General features: G+C 41.7%; 4 protein-coding genes, 1 pseudogene and 2 CRISPR repeat arrays (1 of these 7 running past the window's edge). Of the genes and pseudogenes, 1 reads left to right on the plus strand and 4 read right to left on the minus strand.

All coding sequences use genetic code 11. From position 1 onward, the window contains the following. Positions 1-2,932: a CRISPR direct-repeat array (repeat unit 37 nt; unit sequence GTTGCAACTATATTGAATCCCTATTAGGGATTGAAAC) (it extends 1,327 nt beyond the left edge of the window). 111 nt (positions 2,933-3,043) lie between these two features. Then, a CRISPR array of direct repeats spans positions 3,044-17,196; the repeat unit is 37 nt; unit sequence GTTGCAACTATATTGAATCCCTATTAGGGATTGAAAC. Positions 17,197-17,238: 42 nt separating this feature from the next. Next, positions 17,239-18,310, plus strand: a pseudogene (locus ABWT76_RS01935) (IS630 family transposase). Positions 18,311-18,570: 260 nt separating this feature from the next. Here the strand turns inward: ABWT76_RS01935 and ABWT76_RS01940 are convergent. From ABWT76_RS01940 to ABWT76_RS01955, 4 genes are all read right to left on the minus strand, one after another. Continuing rightward, on the minus strand, positions 18,571-18,924 hold the full coding sequence (locus ABWT76_RS01940) for a DUF1257 domain-containing protein (protein ID WP_054470250.1): 354 nt from the start codon (positions 18,922-18,924) through the stop codon (positions 18,571-18,573). Between the two features lie 174 nt (positions 18,925-19,098). Continuing rightward, positions 19,099-20,619 carry an AAA family ATPase gene (locus ABWT76_RS01945; protein ID WP_054470251.1) on the minus strand — a complete coding sequence of 507 codons (1,521 nt, stop codon included), beginning with the start codon at positions 20,617-20,619 and terminating at the stop codon, positions 19,099-19,101. A gap of 95 nt (positions 20,620-20,714) precedes the next feature. Next, positions 20,715-21,083 carry a hypothetical protein gene (locus ABWT76_RS01950; protein ID WP_054470252.1) on the minus strand — a complete coding sequence of 123 codons (369 nt, stop codon included), beginning with the start codon at positions 21,081-21,083 and terminating at the stop codon, positions 20,715-20,717. 399 nt (positions 21,084-21,482) lie between these two features. Continuing rightward, complete coding sequence (locus tag ABWT76_RS01955; protein ID WP_156332128.1) at positions 21,483-23,903, minus strand: hypothetical protein; 2,421 nt, start codon at positions 23,901-23,903, stop codon at positions 21,483-21,485. Positions 23,904-23,918 lie beyond the last annotated feature (15 nt).

Genomic DNA, 23,918 nt, shown 5'->3' on the forward strand with positions numbered 1-23,918 from the left:
AACCAGAGAGTTGCAACTATATTGAATCCCTATTAGGGATTGAAACAGATACTGAGAGTGAGGGTCGGTTGCTGAAAGGTGTGTTGCAACTATATTGAATCCCTATTAGGGATTGAAACCAAAATGAACTTAACCAGTCTGGCTGCCTTCTCATGTTGCAACTATATTGAATCCCTATTAGGGATTGAAACTAGGGCTGACGAACGATCAAAAACTTTGGCTGACTCGTTGCAACTATATTGAATCCCTATTAGGGATTGAAACGTTATGCGGCAAACTGCTTAAAATAGCTTTGGCCAAACGACTCGTTGCAACTATATTGAATCCCTATTAGGGATTGAAACGTTATGCGGATCCAGAATTACCAGGGATTCTGGTTGAGTTGCAACTATATTGAATCCCTATTAGGGATTGAAACTGATGCGGCTTGTTGACTTGATTTATTGGTAGCAAGTGTTGCAACTATATTGAATCCCTATTAGGGATTGAAACTTCAGACAACATAAAGCCTCGGTCACGCCAGACTCCGTGTTGCAACTATATTGAATCCCTATTAGGGATTGAAACTGGGAATACGATCGCCCGGCTCCGACTCCGGCATGGTGTTGCAACTATATTGAATCCCTATTAGGGATTGAAACGATAGATAGGAAAATGTTGACCAAAAACTTCAACAAAGTGTTGCAACTATATTGAATCCCTATTAGGGATTGAAACGCTGCGGCCCAAACACCCCCGCGCTTGGTGGCGATGTTGCAACTATATTGAATCCCTATTAGGGATTGAAACCCTGAGTTGCAGCGTTTATCAGTCGAAAATTATGGTTGCAACTATATTGAATCCCTATTAGGGATTGAAACTCGCCAAAAACAAAAACCCCGACGCCTTACGGCATCGGGTTGCAACTATATTGAATCCCTATTAGGGATTGAAACTTAAACTATCACTTAACTGCTGACTTTTTTCCTTTGTTGCAACTATATTGAATCCCTATTAGGGATTGAAACAGCAACCACGCCGTTGCCGTAATGTTGAGAAGCGGTATGTTGCAACTATATTGAATCCCTATTAGGGATTGAAACCTCGAATTGCAGCACCGCGAAGCTGCAAATCATGTTGCAACTATATTGAATCCCTATTAGGGATTGAAACCGTTGCCGACGCGGGTAGTGGACTTCAAGGGTAAGCAGGTTGCAACTATATTGAATCCCTATTAGGGATTGAAACTTTTTTGAGCGATCGCACCCGACCTCCTACACCCCCAGTTGCAACTATATTGAATCCCTATTAGGGATTGAAACGGCTTTCATTTCATACACCCCCAAAAATTGCAGCGATGTTGCAACTATATTGAATCCCTATTAGGGATTGAAACGATGCTGTGGCAACCAATCAGCCCAGAAACCGGGGAAAAGTTGCAACTATATTGAATCCCTATTAGGGATTGAAACAATTGGATTACGATCATCAAAAATAAAGGCTATTTTAGTTGCAACTATATTGAATCCCTATTAGGGATTGAAACGGGGGGTGGAGCCCAGGAACCCAGCAATGGGATTCAGGAGAGTAATGTTGCAACTATATTGAATCCCTATTAGGGATTGAAACGACAGTTTGGCTGACATACTGTTAGTATAATGCGTTGCAACTATATTGAATCCCTATTAGGGATTGAAACGGCAATGTACAATCTGAGAATATTACCATATAAGAATGGTTGCAACTATATTGAATCCCTATTAGGGATTGAAACTGAGTCTCCACTGAGTTTTTTATTGGGAACCGAGACAGTTGCAACTATATTGAATCCCTATTAGGGATTGAAACCTGTTCGGTGGAGATTGAACGAAGTTATGGCAAGAGTTGCAACTATATTGAATCCCTATTAGGGATTGAAACAGAGCGATCGCTGAAATCCGACCCGCTACTGCCTCACTAGAAAGTTGCAACTATATTGAATCCCTATTAGGGATTGAAACTTGTAGTGACTGGCTGGAGACTTGCACTGATTGAGTTGCAACTATATTGAATCCCTATTAGGGATTGAAACACTTCCAGATACGGGCATCTTAGGTGATCAATTCCGGTTGCAACTATATTGAATCCCTATTAGGGATTGAAACCTTTGCATTGCCGGATCGTCCGTCTAGCCACGGCAAAGTTGCAACTATATTGAATCCCTATTAGGGATTGAAACAAGGCGCTCATTCATACCTTCGGCCCTTTCTCTCATTGTTGCAACTATATTGAATCCCTATTAGGGATTGAAACCGAGTTACTTGCTACCGTCCGTTACCACCGTTTGGTGGTTGCAACTATATTGAATCCCTATTAGGGATTGAAACCGATCCAGGGTGTCGGTTTGGCAATCATAAAGCTAGGTTGCAACTATATTGAATCCCTATTAGGGATTGAAACAATTTCGTCTGCCATCGGTGCCAGATTTTGTAGGGCTGGTTGCAACTATATTGAATCCCTATTAGGGATTGAAACGAAGGGATGGTTCTATGAGGCTACAAATTAACGAGTTGCAACTATATTGAATCCCTATTAGGGATTGAAACAGCCACGTTAGCACGCTTAAAATCTGCTTACCTGATAGGTTGCAACTATATTGAATCCCTATTAGGGATTGAAACCAGTACAGGCATTGACATCTCAGGCATCTATCAAAGTTGCAACTATATTGAATCCCTATTAGGGATTGAAACCTTGAGGCTCACTATCCGACGCGCCAACGGTCGGGTTGCAACTATATTGAATCCCTATTAGGGATTGAAACGGGGAGATCGCTCTGGCACCTTGACCACCCCCGACGGCGTTGCAACTATATTGAATCCCTATTAGGGATTGAAACGGCAAGTATCGCGGGCGATTCTGCACTCAAGAAAGCGAGTTGCAACTATATTGAATCCCTATTAGGGATTGAAACAATGCCTGTACTGCCATAGGTGAAATCCCATCGCCGTCACAGTAAGTAATGATGGATCCGCTAATTGAAACAATGCCTGTACTGCCATAGGTGAAATCCCCACAGATCGCCGTTGCAACTATATTGAATCCCTATTAGGGATTGAAACGAATTGGGTCACTATATCTTGGTGGGAAATGCCAGTTGCAACTATATTGAATCCCTATTAGGGATTGAAACATACCTTCAATTTCAGCGATCTTAACGGCAAGTGCGTTGCAACTATATTGAATCCCTATTAGGGATTGAAACATTAACGTCCCAGCAAATTAGCTATTTGCTGGGACAAGTGTTGCAACTATATTGAATCCCTATTAGGGATTGAAACTACAGCATTCCCATCATCGTCAAAGTCAAGCCCATAGGTTGCAACTATATTGAATCCCTATTAGGGATTGAAACAGAATTGCCACCTCCTAGGTCTAAAATGCCATTGATTGTTGCAACTATATTGAATCCCTATTAGGGATTGAAACCGGGGGGTGGGTTTTGGGCTGATTCTGAACCCTGAACGTTGCAACTATATTGAATCCCTATTAGGGATTGAAACTAAAATTTTGGAACTAACAAAGTTGGAATGAGAAAAAGTTGCAACTATATTGAATCCCTATTAGGGATTGAAACCGGTTAATATTCACGGTTTACACCCCCCCTAAAATTGGTTGCAACTATATTGAATCCCTATTAGGGATTGAAACACAGATGACCCTCGATCAACTAAATCACCTGGTGGCAGGTTGCAACTATATTGAATCCCTATTAGGGATTGAAACCTGTAGCCCGTGTCAGCGAATCTGCCAAGATTACGTTGCAACTATATTGAATCCCTATTAGGGATTGAAACACTGGCTTGAGTGGAAATAAAGGGACTACCCTTAATTGTTGCAACTATATTGAATCCCTATTAGGGATTGAAACCAGTCCCGCGTAAACCGTGGGAAACAATGGCATTGGGTTGCAACTATATTGAATCCCTATTAGGGATTGAAACAACAAAAAGTAAGCTGTTCACTGCCTCTGAAGTGTTGCAACTATATTGAATCCCTATTAGGGATTGAAACGCTAAAAGCTTTGGCTTTGCAAATAGTAGGGCTGCTCGTTGCAACTATATTGAATCCCTATTAGGGATTGAAACCAATTAATGCTTAAAGATCCTAAATCGATTTTTTCGTTGCAACTATATTGAATCCCTATTAGGGATTGAAACACGCACAAAACAGGCGCAAAGAAGCAAGCGGGCGAGGGGTTGCAACTATATTGAATCCCTATTAGGGATTGAAACATTATTTTTTCTACTTATATCAAATCTTTTGATGATGTTGCAACTATATTGAATCCCTATTAGGGATTGAAACTCCTACTCAGAAGAGATGAACACACCGGATCCGAGCGTTGCAACTATATTGAATCCCTATTAGGGATTGAAACTAAAAAAGAAGTATTGCAAATAGGACACCCTATGGTTGCAACTATATTGAATCCCTATTAGGGATTGAAACAACTCTTTTTGTTGATGAGGCGATCACAAGCCACCGTTGCAACTATATTGAATCCCTATTAGGGATTGAAACGCTCCACAAATTCACCGCTGCGGTGCCAATCTCCTGGTTGCAACTATATTGAATCCCTATTAGGGATTGAAACCGCTAAATTTAGCGGACGATGGGTGGACAACCATCGAGTTGCAACTATATTGAATCCCTATTAGGGATTGAAACGGGATTTTCTGATTTTAAAATCAAATTCAAAAAAATGTTGCAACTATATTGAATCCCTATTAGGGATTGAAACAACTTGCATTCCTTCAAAATTAGTAATTTTATATTGTTGCAACTATATTGAATCCCTATTAGGGATTGAAACTATACCAGGAACTCATGAATTTATTGAAAATGTTACTGTTGCAACTATATTGAATCCCTATTAGGGATTGAAACAATCCCATAGATTTATCGCCGCGATCGCCACCCTGCGTTGCAACTATATTGAATCCCTATTAGGGATTGAAACGGGGAAGGAAAAACCTATATTCAGGCACCCAAAATGTTGCAACTATATTGAATCCCTATTAGGGATTGAAACCGACAAGAAAACTGGTGAAATCGACAAAAAAGCCGGTTGCAACTATATTGAATCCCTATTAGGGATTGAAACGGGTTTATCAGATGCAAAAGAGAACCATTTTTCTGTTGCAACTATATTGAATCCCTATTAGGGATTGAAACCACCTATAGCCGGGGGACGAGTAGCGGAAGAGCCAAAGTTGCAACTATATTGAATCCCTATTAGGGATTGAAACTTGGACATTGGCGGCGGTAACTCTACAGGGTGTCTGTGTTGCAACTATATTGAATCCCTATTAGGGATTGAAACCGGGGTGATTGTATCCGGGCATTTTGTATAAGCGGTCGTTGCAACTATATTGAATCCCTATTAGGGATTGAAACCTTAGATTTTCTGGAACTGTGGGGACTTAGAAAATCAGTTGCAACTATATTGAATCCCTATTAGGGATTGAAACACGGCAGCAGCAATGATTCCGCTAAGGCTAATGTGCGTTGCAACTATATTGAATCCCTATTAGGGATTGAAACCCTTTTTGATGTTTTTTGCCGCATACTTAACGTTAAAGTTGCAACTATATTGAATCCCTATTAGGGATTGAAACGGGGCTACCTCTCACCGAGCCTCACCGAAAATTCCTCGTTGCAACTATATTGAATCCCTATTAGGGATTGAAACAGAAACATTTTCCCATTGCGATTGATTAAAGGTAAATGTTGCAACTATATTGAATCCCTATTAGGGATTGAAACTATTCAAGATTACTTGGATTATAAAATCAAACAAGAAGTTGCAACTATATTGAATCCCTATTAGGGATTGAAACATCCCCTGCTGACAACCGGGGCCGCAGTAAGTCACAAGCGAGTTGCAACTATATTGAATCCCTATTAGGGATTGAAACTGGACTTTTGGCTAAAAACGACCAGACGGCCGCACAGGTTGCAACTATATTGAATCCCTATTAGGGATTGAAACGGCAATCTGTGATTTGTGATGGGAGTATTAAACCAAGTTGCAACTATATTGAATCCCTATTAGGGATTGAAACTAGATAATTGATAGCTAACTCTGATTTACCGCTGCCCCGTTGCAACTATATTGAATCCCTATTAGGGATTGAAACTAAAGTTGCGATCGCCATAACAGAAAGTCCCTGATTCGTTGCAACTATATTGAATCCCTATTAGGGATTGAAACCCATTGCTTATAGTCCTTAAAATAGTTTGTCAACGTTGCAACTATATTGAATCCCTATTAGGGATTGAAACTAGCAACCGATTCTGGTAAACCTGAAAGTAGATTTGTGTTGCAACTATATTGAATCCCTATTAGGGATTGAAACGTAATTGACAAAAAGTAAGCTATTCACGGCTTCTGAAGTTGCAACTATATTGAATCCCTATTAGGGATTGAAACTTTTGTTTTGGATTTAGCCTTTAGCCGCCTCTAGCAGTTGCAACTATATTGAATCCCTATTAGGGATTGAAACAATGCCGTGTTGCGTTGTTGATTAACGCGGGTAATGAGTTGCAACTATATTGAATCCCTATTAGGGATTGAAACGTAATTGACAAAAAGTAAGCTATTCACGGCTTCTGAAAAAGGTTGCAACTATATTGAATCCCTATTAGGGATTGAAACATACAAAATGCAACAACCCCCCTAGACTTTCGGCTAGGTTGCAACTATATTGAATCCCTATTAGGGATTGAAACTTGAGCAATTACCTTTGCCCCCATCGCCAATTCAGGGTTGCAACTATATTGAATCCCTATTAGGGATTGAAACTCTAAGTTTGCTGACAGCGCTATAACTTAGCCCGCTTCGTTGCAACTATATTGAATCCCTATTAGGGATTGAAACGATAGCAGGATGGCTTGACGAGTGGGCAATTTTCGGTGTTGCAACTATATTGAATCCCTATTAGGGATTGAAACAAGACGCGATCGCCGCAAAAAGGGACTAGCTAACCCCCGTTGCAACTATATTGAATCCCTATTAGGGATTGAAACACAAGCCTCACTTGGATCCGCTAATTCTGCGATATGAGATGGGAGTTGCAACTATATTGAATCCCTATTAGGGATTGAAACCAACTGATCCATCCGCAGTCTCAGGCCGGTGATCACTGTTGCAACTATATTGAATCCCTATTAGGGATTGAAACAACGACACTGAACAACAAACCATCACCCTGATTTTCAGGTTGCAACTATATTGAATCCCTATTAGGGATTGAAACGACAAAAAGCAAGCTATTGACCGCTTCTGAGAAACGTTGCAACTATATTGAATCCCTATTAGGGATTGAAACCGGATGGACCCTAAATCAAGAACAACGCCGGATCCTCGTTGCAACTATATTGAATCCCTATTAGGGATTGAAACAGTGCGATCGCCACCTTCATAACTGATGGCGTCAGCAGTTGCAACTATATTGAATCCCTATTAGGGATTGAAACGCCCCCCGACAAAGACAAAAATTGCTGGTTGCAGGCCGTTGCAACTATATTGAATCCCTATTAGGGATTGAAACTAAAAGTTTCTTTGGCGGGCTTCGCCAATACAAAGCAGTTGCAACTATATTGAATCCCTATTAGGGATTGAAACCATTTATCGAGGTAAAAATGAAACGAAAAAATATCAAGTTGCAACTATATTGAATCCCTATTAGGGATTGAAACGAACAAGTCAAAGTTGAAGCCGAAAAGATAGGCCAATGTTGCAACTATATTGAATCCCTATTAGGGATTGAAACGGGAAGAACGGGCGACCAGTAAGGATCGAATCCGAGTTGCAACTATATTGAATCCCTATTAGGGATTGAAACCTCTGCCAATTTTCGAGATGCACTAAAGCTAGGAGTTGCAACTATATTGAATCCCTATTAGGGATTGAAACGGCGATCGCGAGTTCGATCAACTTGATTAATTCGTGTTGCAACTATATTGAATCCCTATTAGGGATTGAAACAGACTCCCAGGGGCGGATGAATGTGGACTTCATTCGTTGCAACTATATTGAATCCCTATTAGGGATTGAAACATCCATTGATTGATTATGACTACCAAGTTAATGAGTGTTTCAGTTGCAACTATATTGAATCCCTATTAGGGATTGAAACGATACTTTTACATTGCCAATTAATCGCATCATAGTTGTTGCAACTATATTGAATCCCTATTAGGGATTGAAACGTTCTGCTCCAAGGTGAAGTCGTAGGAGCCGGGGGGAGACTCATCGTTGCAACTATATTGAATCCCTATTAGGGATTGAAACATTGTTGCGATCGCTCCACCAAGCAAAAATTCAGCAGGTTGCAACTATATTGAATCCCTATTAGGGATTGAAACGGCTGCTCCCAAGGAAAATAATTCTCATAGTCAAAGTTGCAACTATATTGAATCCCTATTAGGGATTGAAACAACGCATTAAATTTAACGAATTTCTGATTAATAATTGTTGCAACTATATTGAATCCCTATTAGGGATTGAAACAAAACAAATCACCAGAATTTTGCTCAAACATCTGGTTGCAACTATATTGAATCCCTATTAGGGATTGAAACACCAGAACCTAATACTTTAGATCTAAAACTAATCATGTTGCAACTATATTGAATCCCTATTAGGGATTGAAACTCTTTTTCCGTTTTTAGTTTTTGGCATCTTTTTGTTGCAACTATATTGAATCCCTATTAGGGATTGAAACAAGGCGTGTAACCACCACTTCACTTACTTGCTGCGATCGTTGCAACTATATTGAATCCCTATTAGGGATTGAAACAGCAGGAGTCGAGCGAGCTTTAGAGTCTAGCGGATGTTGCAACTATATTGAATCCCTATTAGGGATTGAAACAACTTACGAACCTACCGCTTGCAAGATTACTTTTACAGTTGCAACTATATTGAATCCCTATTAGGGATTGAAACACTCTTGCGATCGCTCCACCAAGCAAAAATTCAGCAGGGTTGCAACTATATTGAATCCCTATTAGGGATTGAAACTCGTAGGTCTTGTTCCAGAACTTCTGGAGCTAGTAGTTGCAACTATATTGAATCCCTATTAGGGATTGAAACATAATATCTTCTCTCCTTAATTAATTCTCTACCTTGTTGCAACTATATTGAATCCCTATTAGGGATTGAAACGCGAAGGACAATCGGACTAAGTATTATCTATATAAGAGTTGCAACTATATTGAATCCCTATTAGGGATTGAAACGCCTTTTTCTCCCTTTTCTCCTTTTTCTCCTTTTTGTTGCAACTATATTGAATCCCTATTAGGGATTGAAACTTCTACTAAAACAAACCCTACTGCTGATTTCCAGAGTTGCAACTATATTGAATCCCTATTAGGGATTGAAACAACCAAAGCTGCACTGGCAGTAGTAGCACCAGTCGTTGCAACTATATTGAATCCCTATTAGGGATTGAAACGGGGCGATTATGAAAACATGGGTATTGCTGTAATGTTGCAACTATATTGAATCCCTATTAGGGATTGAAACTCAAAAATCATATAGCCAGTATTCAGAGTGGATAAAGTTGCAACTATATTGAATCCCTATTAGGGATTGAAACAGTGAATAGCTGTCTGTCTATGGCAGAAAAGGTGCGTGTTGCAACTATATTGAATCCCTATTAGGGATTGAAACCTACCCCCCATCCCCCCTAGTGTGGTCTCATGCGATGTTGCAACTATATTGAATCCCTATTAGGGATTGAAACTTGATAGTGAAACCATTCCTCATAAAATGAACTACGGGTTGCAACTATATTGAATCCCTATTAGGGATTGAAACTTGATAGTGAAACCATTCCTCATAAAATGAACTACGGGGTTGCAACTATATTGAATCCCTATTAGGGATTGAAACAACTCGACGGTAGCCGTGCCACCGGCTTGAGAAGATTGTTGCAACTATATTGAATCCCTATTAGGGATTGAAACCGGTTTTTCTCCGCTCGCTTGCGGCGCTAGGCTACGGGTTGCAACTATATTGAATCCCTATTAGGGATTGAAACGCTTCTACTGTGGATCAGATCGTAGCGGGGGCTACTGTTGCAACTATATTGAATCCCTATTAGGGATTGAAACGGGCTTTATAATCTGCCCAGAAATCCTTCCAGAGGTTGCAACTATATTGAATCCCTATTAGGGATTGAAACCGCCTGGTTTTGCGCTTGGCACTGGTATCCGCACGTTGCAACTATATTGAATCCCTATTAGGGATTGAAACCTCTCTCATCTGTTTTTGCTTCATTTTATAGTATTCAGGTTGCAACTATATTGAATCCCTATTAGGGATTGAAACGGGGAAATCCTTTGGGGACAGACCGAATGGGAAGACGTTGCAACTATATTGAATCCCTATTAGGGATTGAAACTCTACAACAAAATCTAGATGGCCTTTGCCACAGGGTGTTGCAACTATATTGAATCCCTATTAGGGATTGAAACCATAAGTGTCTATGGATGTCTTGGCCTAATTCTTTGTTGCAACTATATTGAATCCCTATTAGGGATTGAAACTGTTCATCGCGGGCAACCTCGTCTCTGGCCTTGAAAAGTTGCAACTATATTGAATCCCTATTAGGGATTGAAACCTAAACTTTCAATCTCAACTTTACGGGAGATAAGAGGGTTGCAACTATATTGAATCCCTATTAGGGATTGAAACGCAGTTGGGCCGAAGTCGAGGGACTTTTAGGATTCACGTTGCAACTATATTGAATCCCTATTAGGGATTGAAACTTTGGGGTGAAATCAGACCTAGATTCATTAGCTTTAGTGTTGCAACTATATTGAATCCCTATTAGGGATTGAAACATTAAGCCCGTGCCGAGGCTGATAGATATCATCCAAAATGTTGCAACTATATTGAATCCCTATTAGGGATTGAAACATTGCGATCGCACCCAAGGGGGGGGGTGATCGTGGGTGTTGCAACTATATTGAATCCCTATTAGGGATTGAAACGACAAATGCAGCGGGCACTGATAGGATGTAATTGCGATGTTGCAACTATATTGAATCCCTATTAGGGATTGAAACGACTAAAAAGACAACTGAAAATAAATGAGGAAAATGTTGCAACTATATTGAATCCCTATTAGGGATTGAAACCCTCTGTATAGATCGCGAAAAGATAGAAAGTTTCTGTGTTGCAACTATATTGAATCCCTATTAGGGATTGAAACAAATTCGCTAGTCGTACGCAAGTACGCGAAAGCTTAGTTGCAACTATATTGAATCCCTATTAGGGATTGAAACAAGTTCTTGATGATGCTCCAGTTTTTTATTGCCATTTTGTTGCAACTATATTGAATCCCTATTAGGGATTGAAACTACGGATTAAACCTTTGAAGGAAAATATCAAGCTTTTGCGGTTGCAACTATATTGAATCCCTATTAGGGATTGAAACGGAACACACCCACAATGGCTCAACAAACATATTTTGGTTGCAACTATATTGAATCCCTATTAGGGATTGAAACCTCTGGTTTATATATATAATTCTAGCGACCTGGTTGTTGCAACTATATTGAATCCCTATTAGGGATTGAAACACGGATTAAGCCACTCAAAGAAAATATCAAGCTTTTGGTTGCAACTATATTGAATCCCTATTAGGGATTGAAACAGCGATCGCATCCGCATCCACATCCGAGGTCGGGGTCGGTTGCAACTATATTGAATCCCTATTAGGGATTGAAACATCGTATCCCCGTCTGAAATGCGATCAACTTGCCACGTTGCAACTATATTGAATCCCTATTAGGGATTGAAACCCAGATGGGGTTGACTGCGATCGATTCAGCGGCGGCGGTTGCAACTATATTGAATCCCTATTAGGGATTGAAACAAGTGGGCCGGGGGTGGGTGGGTGGGCGTGTTGGTTTTGTTGCAACTATATTGAATCCCTATTAGGGATTGAAACGATTTTCTCCTGATTTTGGTGTTTGCGGTGAGTATTGTTGCAACTATATTGAATCCCTATTAGGGATTGAAACAAGTGGGCCGGGGGGCGGGCGGGTGGGCGCGTTGGTTGCAACTATATTGAATCCCTATTAGGGATTGAAACACCGCCGACGATTACCCCGGCCTATACCGCAATGGAAAGTTGCAACTATATTGAATCCCTATTAGGGATTGAAACTCAAATACTTATCGAGGTTTGGTCGGAAATGAATAGTGGTTGCAACTATATTGAATCCCTATTAGGGATTGAAACCAAGGTGAAGCGATCGCCATTCCGGGATAAAACATGGGTTGCAACTATATTGAATCCCTATTAGGGATTGAAACTGGAAATCTTGATCGGAGAGGGTAGCCGGTGCTATGCCGTTGCAACTATATTGAATCCCTATTAGGGATTGAAACGTCAAACTTAGCGCTGATGCGGGTTTTAAAGTTTTTTGGTTGCAACTATATTGAATCCCTATTAGGGATTGAAACTTTGCGATTTAAGCGGGGTGAGGCTGAAAAGCTTGTTGCAACTATATTGAATCCCTATTAGGGATTGAAACAGGGTAAAGCGATCGCCATTCCGACTAAGAACATGGCGGTTGCAACTATATTGAATCCCTATTAGGGATTGAAACTTGGGTATTTCCGACAAAAGGGAAAAATTAAAAGTCGGGTTGCAACTATATTGAATCCCTATTAGGGATTGAAACGCGATTTGAACGCGCGATCGAGGGCTTATGAGGCTTTTGTTGCAACTATATTGAATCCCTATTAGGGATTGAAACGGATTAAATCTTGTTGGGGCAGCGACTCCAGAATGTTGCAACTATATTGAATCCCTATTAGGGATTGAAACACACTCTAACCAAGTGCAAAAAAGTGCAGGGCAAGCGTTGCAACTATATTGAATCCCTATTAGGGATTGAAACCTCGGGCTAATGAAAGTAAAACTATTTATGTTTCCAGTTGCAACTATATTGAATCCCTATTAGGGATTGAAACGATTAAGAGTTAGAGAATTTGCTTGCAAGTTGGCTGTGGTTGCAACTATATTGAATCCCTATTAGGGATTGAAACCGCAGCATTTCCAGGGATATTCCCAGATATTTGAGCGGTTGCAACTATATTGAATCCCTATTAGGGATTGAAACACATTTTGCATAATTTTTTCACCAATTATCTTACATAGTTGCAACTATATTGAATCCCTATTAGGGATTGAAACAAGTCCGACGGGGGTTGTTCAAGACCCGATTACAAAAGTTGCAACTATATTGAATCCCTATTAGGGATTGAAACGGAAACAGATTTTTTGTCGAATATCCCCAGCAAATGTTGCAACTATATTGAATCCCTATTAGGGATTGAAACGTAAGAGGTCTGATGGGTGCAGCCGCAGGTGCCGCGTTGCAACTATATTGAATCCCTATTAGGGATTGAAACGTAATCAAAGGTGATTCCAGCAAAGAATCTTATTGGTTGCAACTATATTGAATCCCTATTAGGGATTGAAACGATTCTGGGTAAGCAGTCCCAACAACCATAAAGCTAGGGTTGCAACTATATTGAATCCCTATTAGGGATTGAAACGCTTGGAAAGCAGGGAAGCAATGCCCCACATCCGCGAGTTGCAACTATATTGAATCCCTATTAGGGATTGAAACCAGCCGAACCACTGGTGAGGCAATCCTCCGGCAAGTTGCAACTATATTGAATCCCTATTAGGGATTGAAACAACCACCTTCGCGGATGTGGGGCATTGCTTCCCTGCTTTCCAGTTGCAACTATATTGAATCCCTATTAGGGATTGAAACATCTCGGTTACAAACCACTCTAATTTTGATGTTTTGTTGCAACTATATTGAATCCCTATTAGGGATTGAAACTTTCCCGTGCCTGTGGGGGGGGATAGCAATACAAAAGTTGCAACTATATTGAATCCCTATTAGGGATTGAAACGTAAAATGGTCGTTTTTTGCGGGTAAGTATTGATCGAGTTGCAACTATATTGAATCCCTATTAGGGATTGAAACATATAAGAATTCGGAAGTGCTGGTGCCATTGAATTCATCAAGTTGCAACTATATTGAATCCCTATTAGGGATTGAAACCTCTACATCTTTGGGTGGGTAGTAGTCTCCTCGCGGTTGCAACTATATTGAATCCCTATTAGGGATTGAAACTTAATGACTCAATCTCAGATTCTAGGGATTGAATGTTGCAACTATATTGAATCCCTATTAGGGATTGAAACCATTTCCGATTGCTCCCGAACCTTGACAAGTATTGTTGCAACTATATTGAATCCCTATTAGGGATTGAAACGCCTTCCGTGCGGATAACTATTACTTTGTACCCAGTTGCAACTATATTGAATCCCTATTAGGGATTGAAACCGGATTCTTATCGCGATCAGCCAGCGGGCTACAGTTAGTTGCAACTATATTGAATCCCTATTAGGGATTGAAACGCTCTCTGCTTTCCGATTGAGCGATTCTTCGGAGACGACGGAGTTGCAACTATATTGAATCCCTATTAGGGATTGAAACTTCCTATTGATTGCTACTTATTTTTGATTTAGTCTATGTTGCAACTATATTGAATCCCTATTAGGGATTGAAACCAGGACTTTGGATTCTCAGCAGTGTAGGAGTGATAGAGTTGCAACTATATTGAATCCCTATTAGGGATTGAAACAAGCATTTTTTACCCCCTAAAATGGGATTGATGAATCATGTTGCAACTATATTGAATCCCTATTAGGGATTGAAACAGGAACTTAGACGATTTCAACAATCAAACCATAACCAGTTGCAACTATATTGAATCCCTATTAGGGATTGAAACAGGAACTTCGACGATTTCAACAATCAAACCATAACCAGTTGCAACTATATTGAATCCCTATTAGGGATTGAAACTGGAACTGGACGGCTTAAGGGAAAAGCCTTTTTGTTGCAACTATATTGAATCCCTATTAGGGATTGAAACTGAGCAAAAACTAGAAAGTTGGCTGTCAGAATGGCTGGGTTGGTTGCAACTATATTGAATCCCTATTAGGGATTGAAACCGAAAAAATCTGAGCCTTCCCCGCTTGCGGTAATTGTTGCAACTATATTGAATCCCTATTAGGGATTGAAACTTTTGCTTCGTTGAAGGTGGGGCCGAAATCTATTAGTTGCAACTATATTGAATCCCTATTAGGGATTGAAACGCTCAAGAATCGGCGGTTACACCAGTCGCGGCGGCTGTTGCAACTATATTGAATCCCTATTAGGGATTGAAACAAGACTCAGAGAATGAATCGAACGAAGTGGGAGTCTGGTTGCAACTATATTGAATCCCTATTAGGGATTGAAACTAACCGAGTTTGTAGGTACGTGGATCGATACCGCTCGTTGCAACTATATTGAATCCCTATTAGGGATTGAAACAGGATTCTCTTAGAGAATCCATAGGGAGTGCGAGGTTGCAACTATATTGAATCCCTATTAGGGATTGAAACCCTACCCTTCTGTGTTCGACTGCAACGATAGAAATCAGAGTTGCAACTATATTGAATCCCTATTAGGGATTGAAACGATTGATTTTCTTTGCGCTATTGATTGCACAAAAGTGGTTGCAACTATATTGAATCCCTATTAGGGATTGAAACTCACCCTCGCTTTCACTTTCGCTACAGGGTGAAAAGTTGCAACTATATTGAATCCCTATTAGGGATTGAAACAGCCTACAAATTCTTACGGAATCAAGGCACTTTCAAGGTTGCAACTATATTGAATCCCTATTAGGGATTGAAACCGACCGTTGCCCGTTGACTGCCATCTTGACCCGTCCAGTTGCAACTATATTGAATCCCTATTAGGGATTGAAACTTGTACAGGATGCGGACTTATTTAAAGAGCTTGCAGTTGCAACTATATTGAATCCCTATTAGGGATTGAAACCCGAACCTTGAACCGGGTTCGGTGAACCCGTGAACCCAGGTTGCAACTATATTGAATCCCTATTAGGGATTGAAACCGACAGCGAGCGGCTAGACTTTGGTAAAACTCATCTAGTTGCAACTATATTGAATCCCTATTAGGGATTGAAACCAGAAATAAATGGTTAAACAATGAATAAAACAATGCGGTTGCAACTATATTGAATCCCTATTAGGGATTGAAACCCTGAAGCTTATTCGATGTGGCTGAATAATCAGGGGTTGCAACTATATTGAATCCCTATTAGGGATTGAAACGCCATTCAGGGATTTGGCTGTCCCGTCCAACTCGCTAGTTGCAACTATATTGAATCCCTATTAGGGATTGAAACTTAGGTGTAGAAGTAAATTCAACTTTAATTCTCTGTTGCAACTATATTGAATCCCTATTAGGGATTGAAACGCCGAGGACAATCGGACTAAGTATTATTTATACAAGTTGCAACTATATTGAATCCCTATATTGAAACAATCTGTGCTCGATGTATGCCGACATCTATATAGTGTGGTTGCAACTATATTGAATCCCTATTAGGGATTGAAACTCTCAGATGAAAGCTTTAACTAATCTTGTAACTTGTTGCAACTATATTGAATCCCTATTAGGGATTGAAACCGGATTTTTCGTGCCGCCAGAGTACCGCCACAAACTGTTGCAACTATATTGAATCCCTATTAGGGATTGAAACTTAGGTGTAGAAGTAAATTCAACTTTAATTCTCTGTTGCAACTATATTGAATCCCTATTAGGGATTGAAACGCCGAGGACAATCGGACTAAGTATTATTTATACAAGTTGCAACTATATTGAATCCCTATTAGGGATTGAAACAATCTGTGCTCGATGTATGCCGACATCTATATAGTGTGGTTGCAACTATATTGAATCCCTATTAGGGATTGAAACTCTCAGATGAAAGCTTTAACTAATCTTGTAACTTGTTGCAACTATATTGAATCCCTATTAGGGATTGAAACCGGATTTTTCGTGCCGCCAGAGTACCGCCACAAACTGTTGCAACTATATTGAATCCCTATTAGGGATTGAAACACAAATTATCAAAGTGCATTGCAAGCTAGTTTTGACTCGTTGCAACTATATTGAATCCCTATTAGGGATTGAAACAACAAAGAAAGCTTTTGCAGAATTGGAACTAGAAGGTTGCAACTAAGTAGGTAGGTACAAAAAATCCTATGTAAAGATAAGTAAAGACCAGTCAGCTCGTTGGAGGAAAAAATTATGGGCGCTCGTCTGAGAGTATTTCTGACCCCGGAAGAAGATCGAACCTTGTTTGAACTTAGAAAGGCAACCACTCTACCTCAAAGGGTAAAAGATAGAGCCTCCGTTGTCCGGTTGAATGCTGATGGATGGTATGTTGAAAAGATTGCGAGTCACTTTAACTGGTCTGTTGAGAGAGTCAGGGACACACTGCATCGTTGGGAGAAGAAGGGACTAGGGGGACTGTGGGACAAACCGGGCCGCGGAAACAAACCGAAGTGGAAAGAGGCTGATATAGCTTATGTAGAAGAATGTCTTAGGCAGGAGCCACGCACCTACAACAGTAAACAACTGGCTAAAAAACTGGCGGCAGAACGGCAAGTTTACCTAAGTCCAGATCGCCTCAGACGAGTTCTAAAAAAAAAGGGAATAATTTGGAAACGAACAAGAATCAGTCATAAAAGTAAGCAAGACCCAGAAGAAAAAAAGATAAAACAAGCCGATCTAGATCTGCTGGAATTCGCCGCAGCAGAGGGAGAAATTGACTATCAAGTATTTAGACGAGTCGGGGTTTTGTTTATGGAGTTCAGTCGGTTATACCTATTTTCCGTCCAAGGAACAGAAACGTCAGGAACAAACGCCAAGACGAGGGAGAAGACTGAGCATTTTAGGAATAATGCAACCAAAAGTGAGCTTTAATTATGGCCTTGCTATTGGAAGTTTTACCAGTAAATCTTATATGAAAATGATGGAAATAGAAGCGGATGAAGCGGCGGAAGAGTTAACCAAAACCGGACGAATTAGAGTAATAGTGCAAGACAATGGTCCGCTTCATAAAAGTTTAGAATTTCAAAAAAAATGGTCTTCATGGGAAGAGAAAGGATTGTACATTTTTTTACTCCCTAAATACTGTTCTGAAATGAACGAAATTGAATTAGAGTGGCAGCATTTGAAACGTGATGAATTGGCCGGACTTATGTTTGAAGATGAACTAGACCTAGCTTATGCGGTTATGGCAGGTGTAGAGACCCGAAGCGCAGAGGGAAACTATACAGCCAAACGGGTTAAGTTTAAGTCTGGCCTATCTTCTTAACATATCTTTACTTAGTCTTGATTTTTTTCACCTACCTACTTAATGGTTAAGTTTGAGTAAGTTTTAGAGATCGGTGAAGGCGATCCTAAGAATAGAATTAGCCATATTTTTTTCCTAAACTTACAGTCCAATATCTCAACATGATTTATTTGATAGATCAAAAAGCGATCCAATCACCGATCCAATCGCTTAAAAAATGCAAAAAAACGGGTCAACCCGCATTGGTTAACCCGAAAGGTTGGGAACGCGCTGTTGCCAGACTACTTTTGAACAACCAGCTTCACATTGGCGTTTTGCAAGCCTGGACGACGAACTTCCGTCAAAGCTTTATTCACCGCATACTTTTGATTAATCGAGTTGATTAGTTCAGTTTGGTTATGCTTCTTCGCCACACCCCAGAGGTCAGCGATCAGGTCAAAAGAACCATCACTGTTGCGAGACCAACCGAGGTCATAATCGCCTTCGAGCACCGCTACGATGTCCGCCCGAACCTGCTGTCCATTGTAGCCACGGACATCAGCTTCGGTCTTGATATTAATCCCCAGATCGCGCAGAGAGTTCTTGAGGATTTCGGCATCGGTGATTTTGGTGCGGAGAGTGCTAAAGTGAGACATTGGGATTTCCTCCAAAAAAATAAGCAATTCGACAAAAACGACAACGATTTAATCAACTGTCATTCCCGTGAAAACGGGAATCCACGACGATTCCGCATAAAATGCGGTTGTTTGATGCAATGCCAGCATTAGATATTGCTGACCTTTCCTCCTGTGGGAAGCAGGAGAAAACCTTTAGAACTCCATGCGCTGATATTCAGCCAGGGAGGACGCAGCCGGTCGCGCTCGCTGACGAGCCCAGTCGCGCAGAGCCGTGACTTGTTCGGTCATGGTCTTCGACAGCGGTAGCGTTGATTTGATCGCGGCAATAATATCCAACTGCGTAAACTCTCGATCTTGAGCAAATGCCTCATACATAGCAGCGATTACGGCTTGCTCAATTTCTGCTCCAGAGAACCCTTCAGACACCTTAGCTAGTTGATCGAGATCAAAACGCGAGATGTCTTTGCGGCGCTTGGACAGATGAATTTTGAAAATTTCTTGCCGTTCTTCGTTGTTGGGAAGGTCAACGAAGAAGATTTCATCAAAACGGCCTTTTCTGAGAAATTCTCCGGGTAATCTTTCGACTCGGTTGGCAGTCGCCATCACAAATACGGGTGATGTTTTTTCTTGCATCCAGGTTAGGAAAGAACCAAAGATGCGACTTGATGTGCCTCCGTCCGAGTCAGCAGATCCAGCACTACCAGCAAAGGCTTTATCCAATTCATCAATAAATAGGATAACGGGGGAAATTGATTCAGCGGTTTTCAAGGCGCTGCGTAGGTTCGCTTCTGAGCGACCGACCATTGAACCGTCATAGACACGGCCAATATCTAGACGCAACAGGGGCAGACCCCACAGCCGGGAAGTGGTTTTGGCAATCATCGACTTGCCGCACCCAGGAACGCCTAAGATTAGCATTCCTTTGGGTTGAGGTAAGCCATATTCCCTAGCCCTTTCCGTGAAAGCATTGGAGCGTTGTTTTAACCAGCGCTTTAATTCTTCGAGTCCACCGACTGATTCGATGGTTTCGTCGTCTTCGATATATTCCAGGATACCGTTACGGCGAATTAGCTGCTTTTTCTCCGAGAGAACAATTTCCACTTCCCCTTCGGTGAGACGACCAGCGGTGACTTGCGCTTTGCGATAGACCTTTTCCGCTTCGTCTTTGGTTAAACCGAGGGCAGCTTTGACCAGTTTTTCTCGGGTTTCCGTGCTAATTTTCCGCTGGCGAGTCAATTCTAACTGGTGCGAGAGCACTTGATTGATCTCAGCCATTTTCGGCAGAGGAAAATCTAGTACAACGACTTCTTTTTCCAGTTCGATGGGGATTTGTTGTACCGGGGACATGAGGACGATCGCTTTTTCGGTATTTTTGAAGGAGGCGATCGCATCTCTGAGCCACCGAATTACCACCGCATTACCCATCGCCTCAATAAAGGGATGTAAATCCTTAAAGACGAACAAACCGGGTTCTTTTTGCCGAATCACCCACTCGATCGCCGCTTCTGGCGATACGGTGTTGTGACTCATACTGGTGTTGCTTTGACCACACTCGACAATTCCTCGAGTCACCGTCCAGGTATAGACTCGCCGGGGGGGGTTGCTTTGTTCAGCAATCTTGGCGATCGCTTGCTCGGCCCGTTCTTCCTCGGCGGTGACGAGGTAGATCAGAGGATATTGAGCTTTTATTAAAATATTGAGCTCTTCTTGCATAGCCAAAAGACCTATTAAAAACGGTGCCTAATGTTTGCTTATCTTTGCTGAATTTCCTGCCCCCATTTGGATAATGTGGAGCGAAGGTTAAACCTTTAGCATGTAACCAATTGTTCTTCTGGTTGATGCTCTTTATTGCCTTGGATTTTGTTGCCTTGGATTTTTTGCACTTGCTCTAGTGGTAATTCTTCATCAGAAATCAACACTGTTGCTTGATGATTTAAAGCCACCATTTCTCCATCACGAATAATCAGAGATGAGGAACATTCTGGGCAAGTGTAAACCCGATGAGTCCGCCCGTAGGATGATTCTATTTCGTCTACCTCTGGTGAATGATTCATATAAAAAGCAATAGCTTTTTCGGCGATGGTAGACATTGATTCAGAATCAACTGCTGCTTTAATTTTTAGTTGACGATGCAGTTCAGGCGGTATATATAATGTAACCTTCTGCTTATCTTGCATAGGTGGGACTTGCATTTGATTTACCCGGGTATGAATCTCAAGATAACCGCATTTTTAGAAAGCGTCAAGAGGTTTTACCACTATGACGGCAATATTGTAATATTTCGTTACAATTCGCCCCGATTCGCTCGAAATTTAGACGGCTTAAATGGATTTAAACCACTATATATAGCTGCAATGGAGAATTACGATTATATATATAGTGTTTTATGGCAATTTACCAAAATTTAGTATCGTTTGTAACGATCACGGTCAGGAAGGATACAAAACACAGGGGTAGGGTGGGCAAGAATTTGCCCACCCTACGAGTAGTCTTTCCCCAACCACCGATCGCACAACCAACAACCAACAACCAAGGGTGTAGGGTGTAGGCTGTAGGGTGTAGAGGGAAGATTTCGTTTAAAATTCAAACCGACGGCGATCGGATGACCAACGCTGCAAAGTATAGCCCTTAGAACCTTCCACCACCAGGGCAGTAAATCCGCCGTCTTTAACTTCAGCAATGCCTGTCACCGATTGACCTTTGGCGCTGGTAAGCTCGCTATAAATCAGTACCCCGGTGTCCTCTAAAATCAAAGTGCGGGGGCGAGAATATTGACGGGTGGGGTCAGGTTTCAGGGTCAAGACGGCTTCCGGTTTGTCGTTGCCGGTGAGATCGATCAGTTGTACCAACCAATCACTCATTTGGGTCAGCATCATTTCGGGACTGGTCTGAAGTCCGGGCAATACTTCTCCTCCTAGCTGAAGTTCATACCAAAGTACCGGGAGTATGGCACTGACCCATTGGGGATTTTGCTGGTTTAGTTGTTTGAGGGTCAGATTTCGGGGCGATCGCCATTCTAGGGCTGAATTAGAGACCGCCAAAGGCTTAGACATTTCCGCACTGCCGGTTAGGGCGATCGTCGTCGGATCCGCCGATGGGATGGCTTTTCCCGCAGCTAATAAATTCAAGACACCATTTTGGAATTGAATGGCTTTGACGGTGGTAGTGACAGTTTGCTGTTCCCCATTTGGCATCCAGACAATAATTTGTAAATTGGGGTCATTGTGCAAACCGAGGTGTTTCCACAGAAAGTCACTGCTTTTGTAACGAGGCAGTTGCAAGTCATTAAAGGGAAATTCATGCCATAAGACACTATCGTGAAATCCGATAACTTGAATTTGATACCAAATTTCCCCAGGGGCTAAAGAAATAGACGCACCGTTTCCGGGCTGCCATTGTTCGGGATTGATTTCAGCGAGAATTAACCCATTGCCAACAATGCGACTGCGATGATTCTTAATCTTTTGGTTGCGCTCGATCGCTTGGGAACGTTTTTCTAATAAATCCAGCAACCGTGCTCGATCTTCTTCTTTGGCTGACTGTTGATTCAACCAATCTTTAGCTTGCCATTCCCCATCCTGGGCGGCAATAATTAAAGCCCCCCAAGCTTGTAAATCAATATTTTTCGGATTGACCCGCAAAGCCATCTCTACCCGTTCCCACAAGTCAACCTGATCCGTATTGAGCAAATCATTCATCGTATTCCCCAAAGCCAACTGTGACTCATAGATTTCCAGGGCTTGAGTCCAGCGACCATCCACCAAAGCCATTAAGACTTGTTGACTGGGGTTACGCCAACGGGCATTTGCTTGGGCTTGGCTAACTTGGGCATGAAACCGAACCACATCCATTTGTGCTTGGGCTGCCGCTGTCCAATTACCAAGACTCTCCAGGCTTTGTTTTTGATAAGCCATCATTTCCCAGGCGGGTGACCATAACCCGGTACTGGCTAACCATAAAGCATCTCGATATCCCTGAGTTTTGATCCCTGGGGTATTCAGAGTAATTTCTTCAAGCTCAATGGGATTGACCACAAACTTAACCGGCTGGATTTGATAAATACTTAAATTAGGCTCAATGCCCGTGGTGCGATCGATAATTAATTCGGGATGGCCGCCCCCGGTAACTTCTTGCCAGCCCGGGGGCTGGTTATTGGGAGAAGCCCACTGCATCATTTCACTCAGGTAACGAGTTTCGTAATTGTAGTGAACGATTTTGCCGAAGGTAATTTTTTCGCCCTTATATGTCTTTTGGCCACTGAGTTGAAACCAAATGCCGGTATTCGGTGCTTTGCTGTAAAACCTTTCTAACTGGGTCAAAGGCAATGGTTGACTTGACCCATTGATATATGAGTCATTCAGTTGGCTAATCACATAAGATTCTGCCGGCCCATTAATGTTCAGTTCACTAATTTTCTGATAATAAACTTGAGCATCATCGGGGTGATCGGGCGATCGCACCTGCAAATACAGTTGTAACTGGACAATTTTTTGACAATCTTCGGCTTCGGCACCACTGGTTTGAGAACATCTAGCCATCACCGGCAAGAGAATTCCGGTTTCATAACTCCAAAGTCCTTCATTGCTTTGAGGACTGGGTAACTTGTCGAGGACTAAAGGTCGGGCGGGAATCAGTCCTTGGGCGGAAATCTGGGCTTGAATCACCTCAAGGGACTGGGGGGCTTGTCGGTTCGCAAAAGGCACCTGACTCCAAGCGGGAACCAAGGGTTCCAACCACTTCACACCCTCTGGGTTCATCATCAGTTCTAAGCTCATGGAAACCCCACCAACCATTAAGCAAAAGGTACTGGAGAATGCGGCAATTGTACCTAGGGCTGTTTGGCTGCGCCAAATGGGTGACAATGCGATTTGCCAATTTCTCAGTCGGTGTCGTCTAGAGAGTCTTTTTGGGCTGGCGGGGTTGAGGGATGTTCTCTGGCGAATCGGTGCCAGAGATGCGGATGATGAAAACATTCGAGAGCGTAAATTATTGTTCATGCGCTGGAAATCCCC

The sequence above is a fragment of the Planktothricoides raciborskii GIHE-MW2 genome (assembly GCF_040564635.1).
GTDB classification, from domain to species: Bacteria; Cyanobacteriota; Cyanobacteriia; order Cyanobacteriales; family Laspinemataceae; genus Planktothricoides; species Planktothricoides raciborskii.

Bases quoted from the DNA above. Each gene is read 5' to 3' on its own strand.
- ABWT76_RS01955 (WP_156332128.1), bottom strand. From the start codon at position 23,903: ATGAACAATAATTTACGCTCTCGAATGTTTTCATCATCCGCATCTCTG.
- ABWT76_RS01945 (WP_054470251.1), bottom strand. From the start codon at position 20,619: ATGCAAGAAGAGCTCAATATTTTAATAAAAGCTCAATATCCTCTGATC.
- ABWT76_RS01940 (WP_054470250.1), bottom strand. From the start codon at position 18,924: ATGTCTCACTTTAGCACTCTCCGCACCAAAATCACCGATGCCGAAATC.
- ABWT76_RS01950 (WP_054470252.1), bottom strand. From the start codon at position 21,083: ATGCAAGATAAGCAGAAGGTTACATTATATATACCGCCTGAACTGCAT.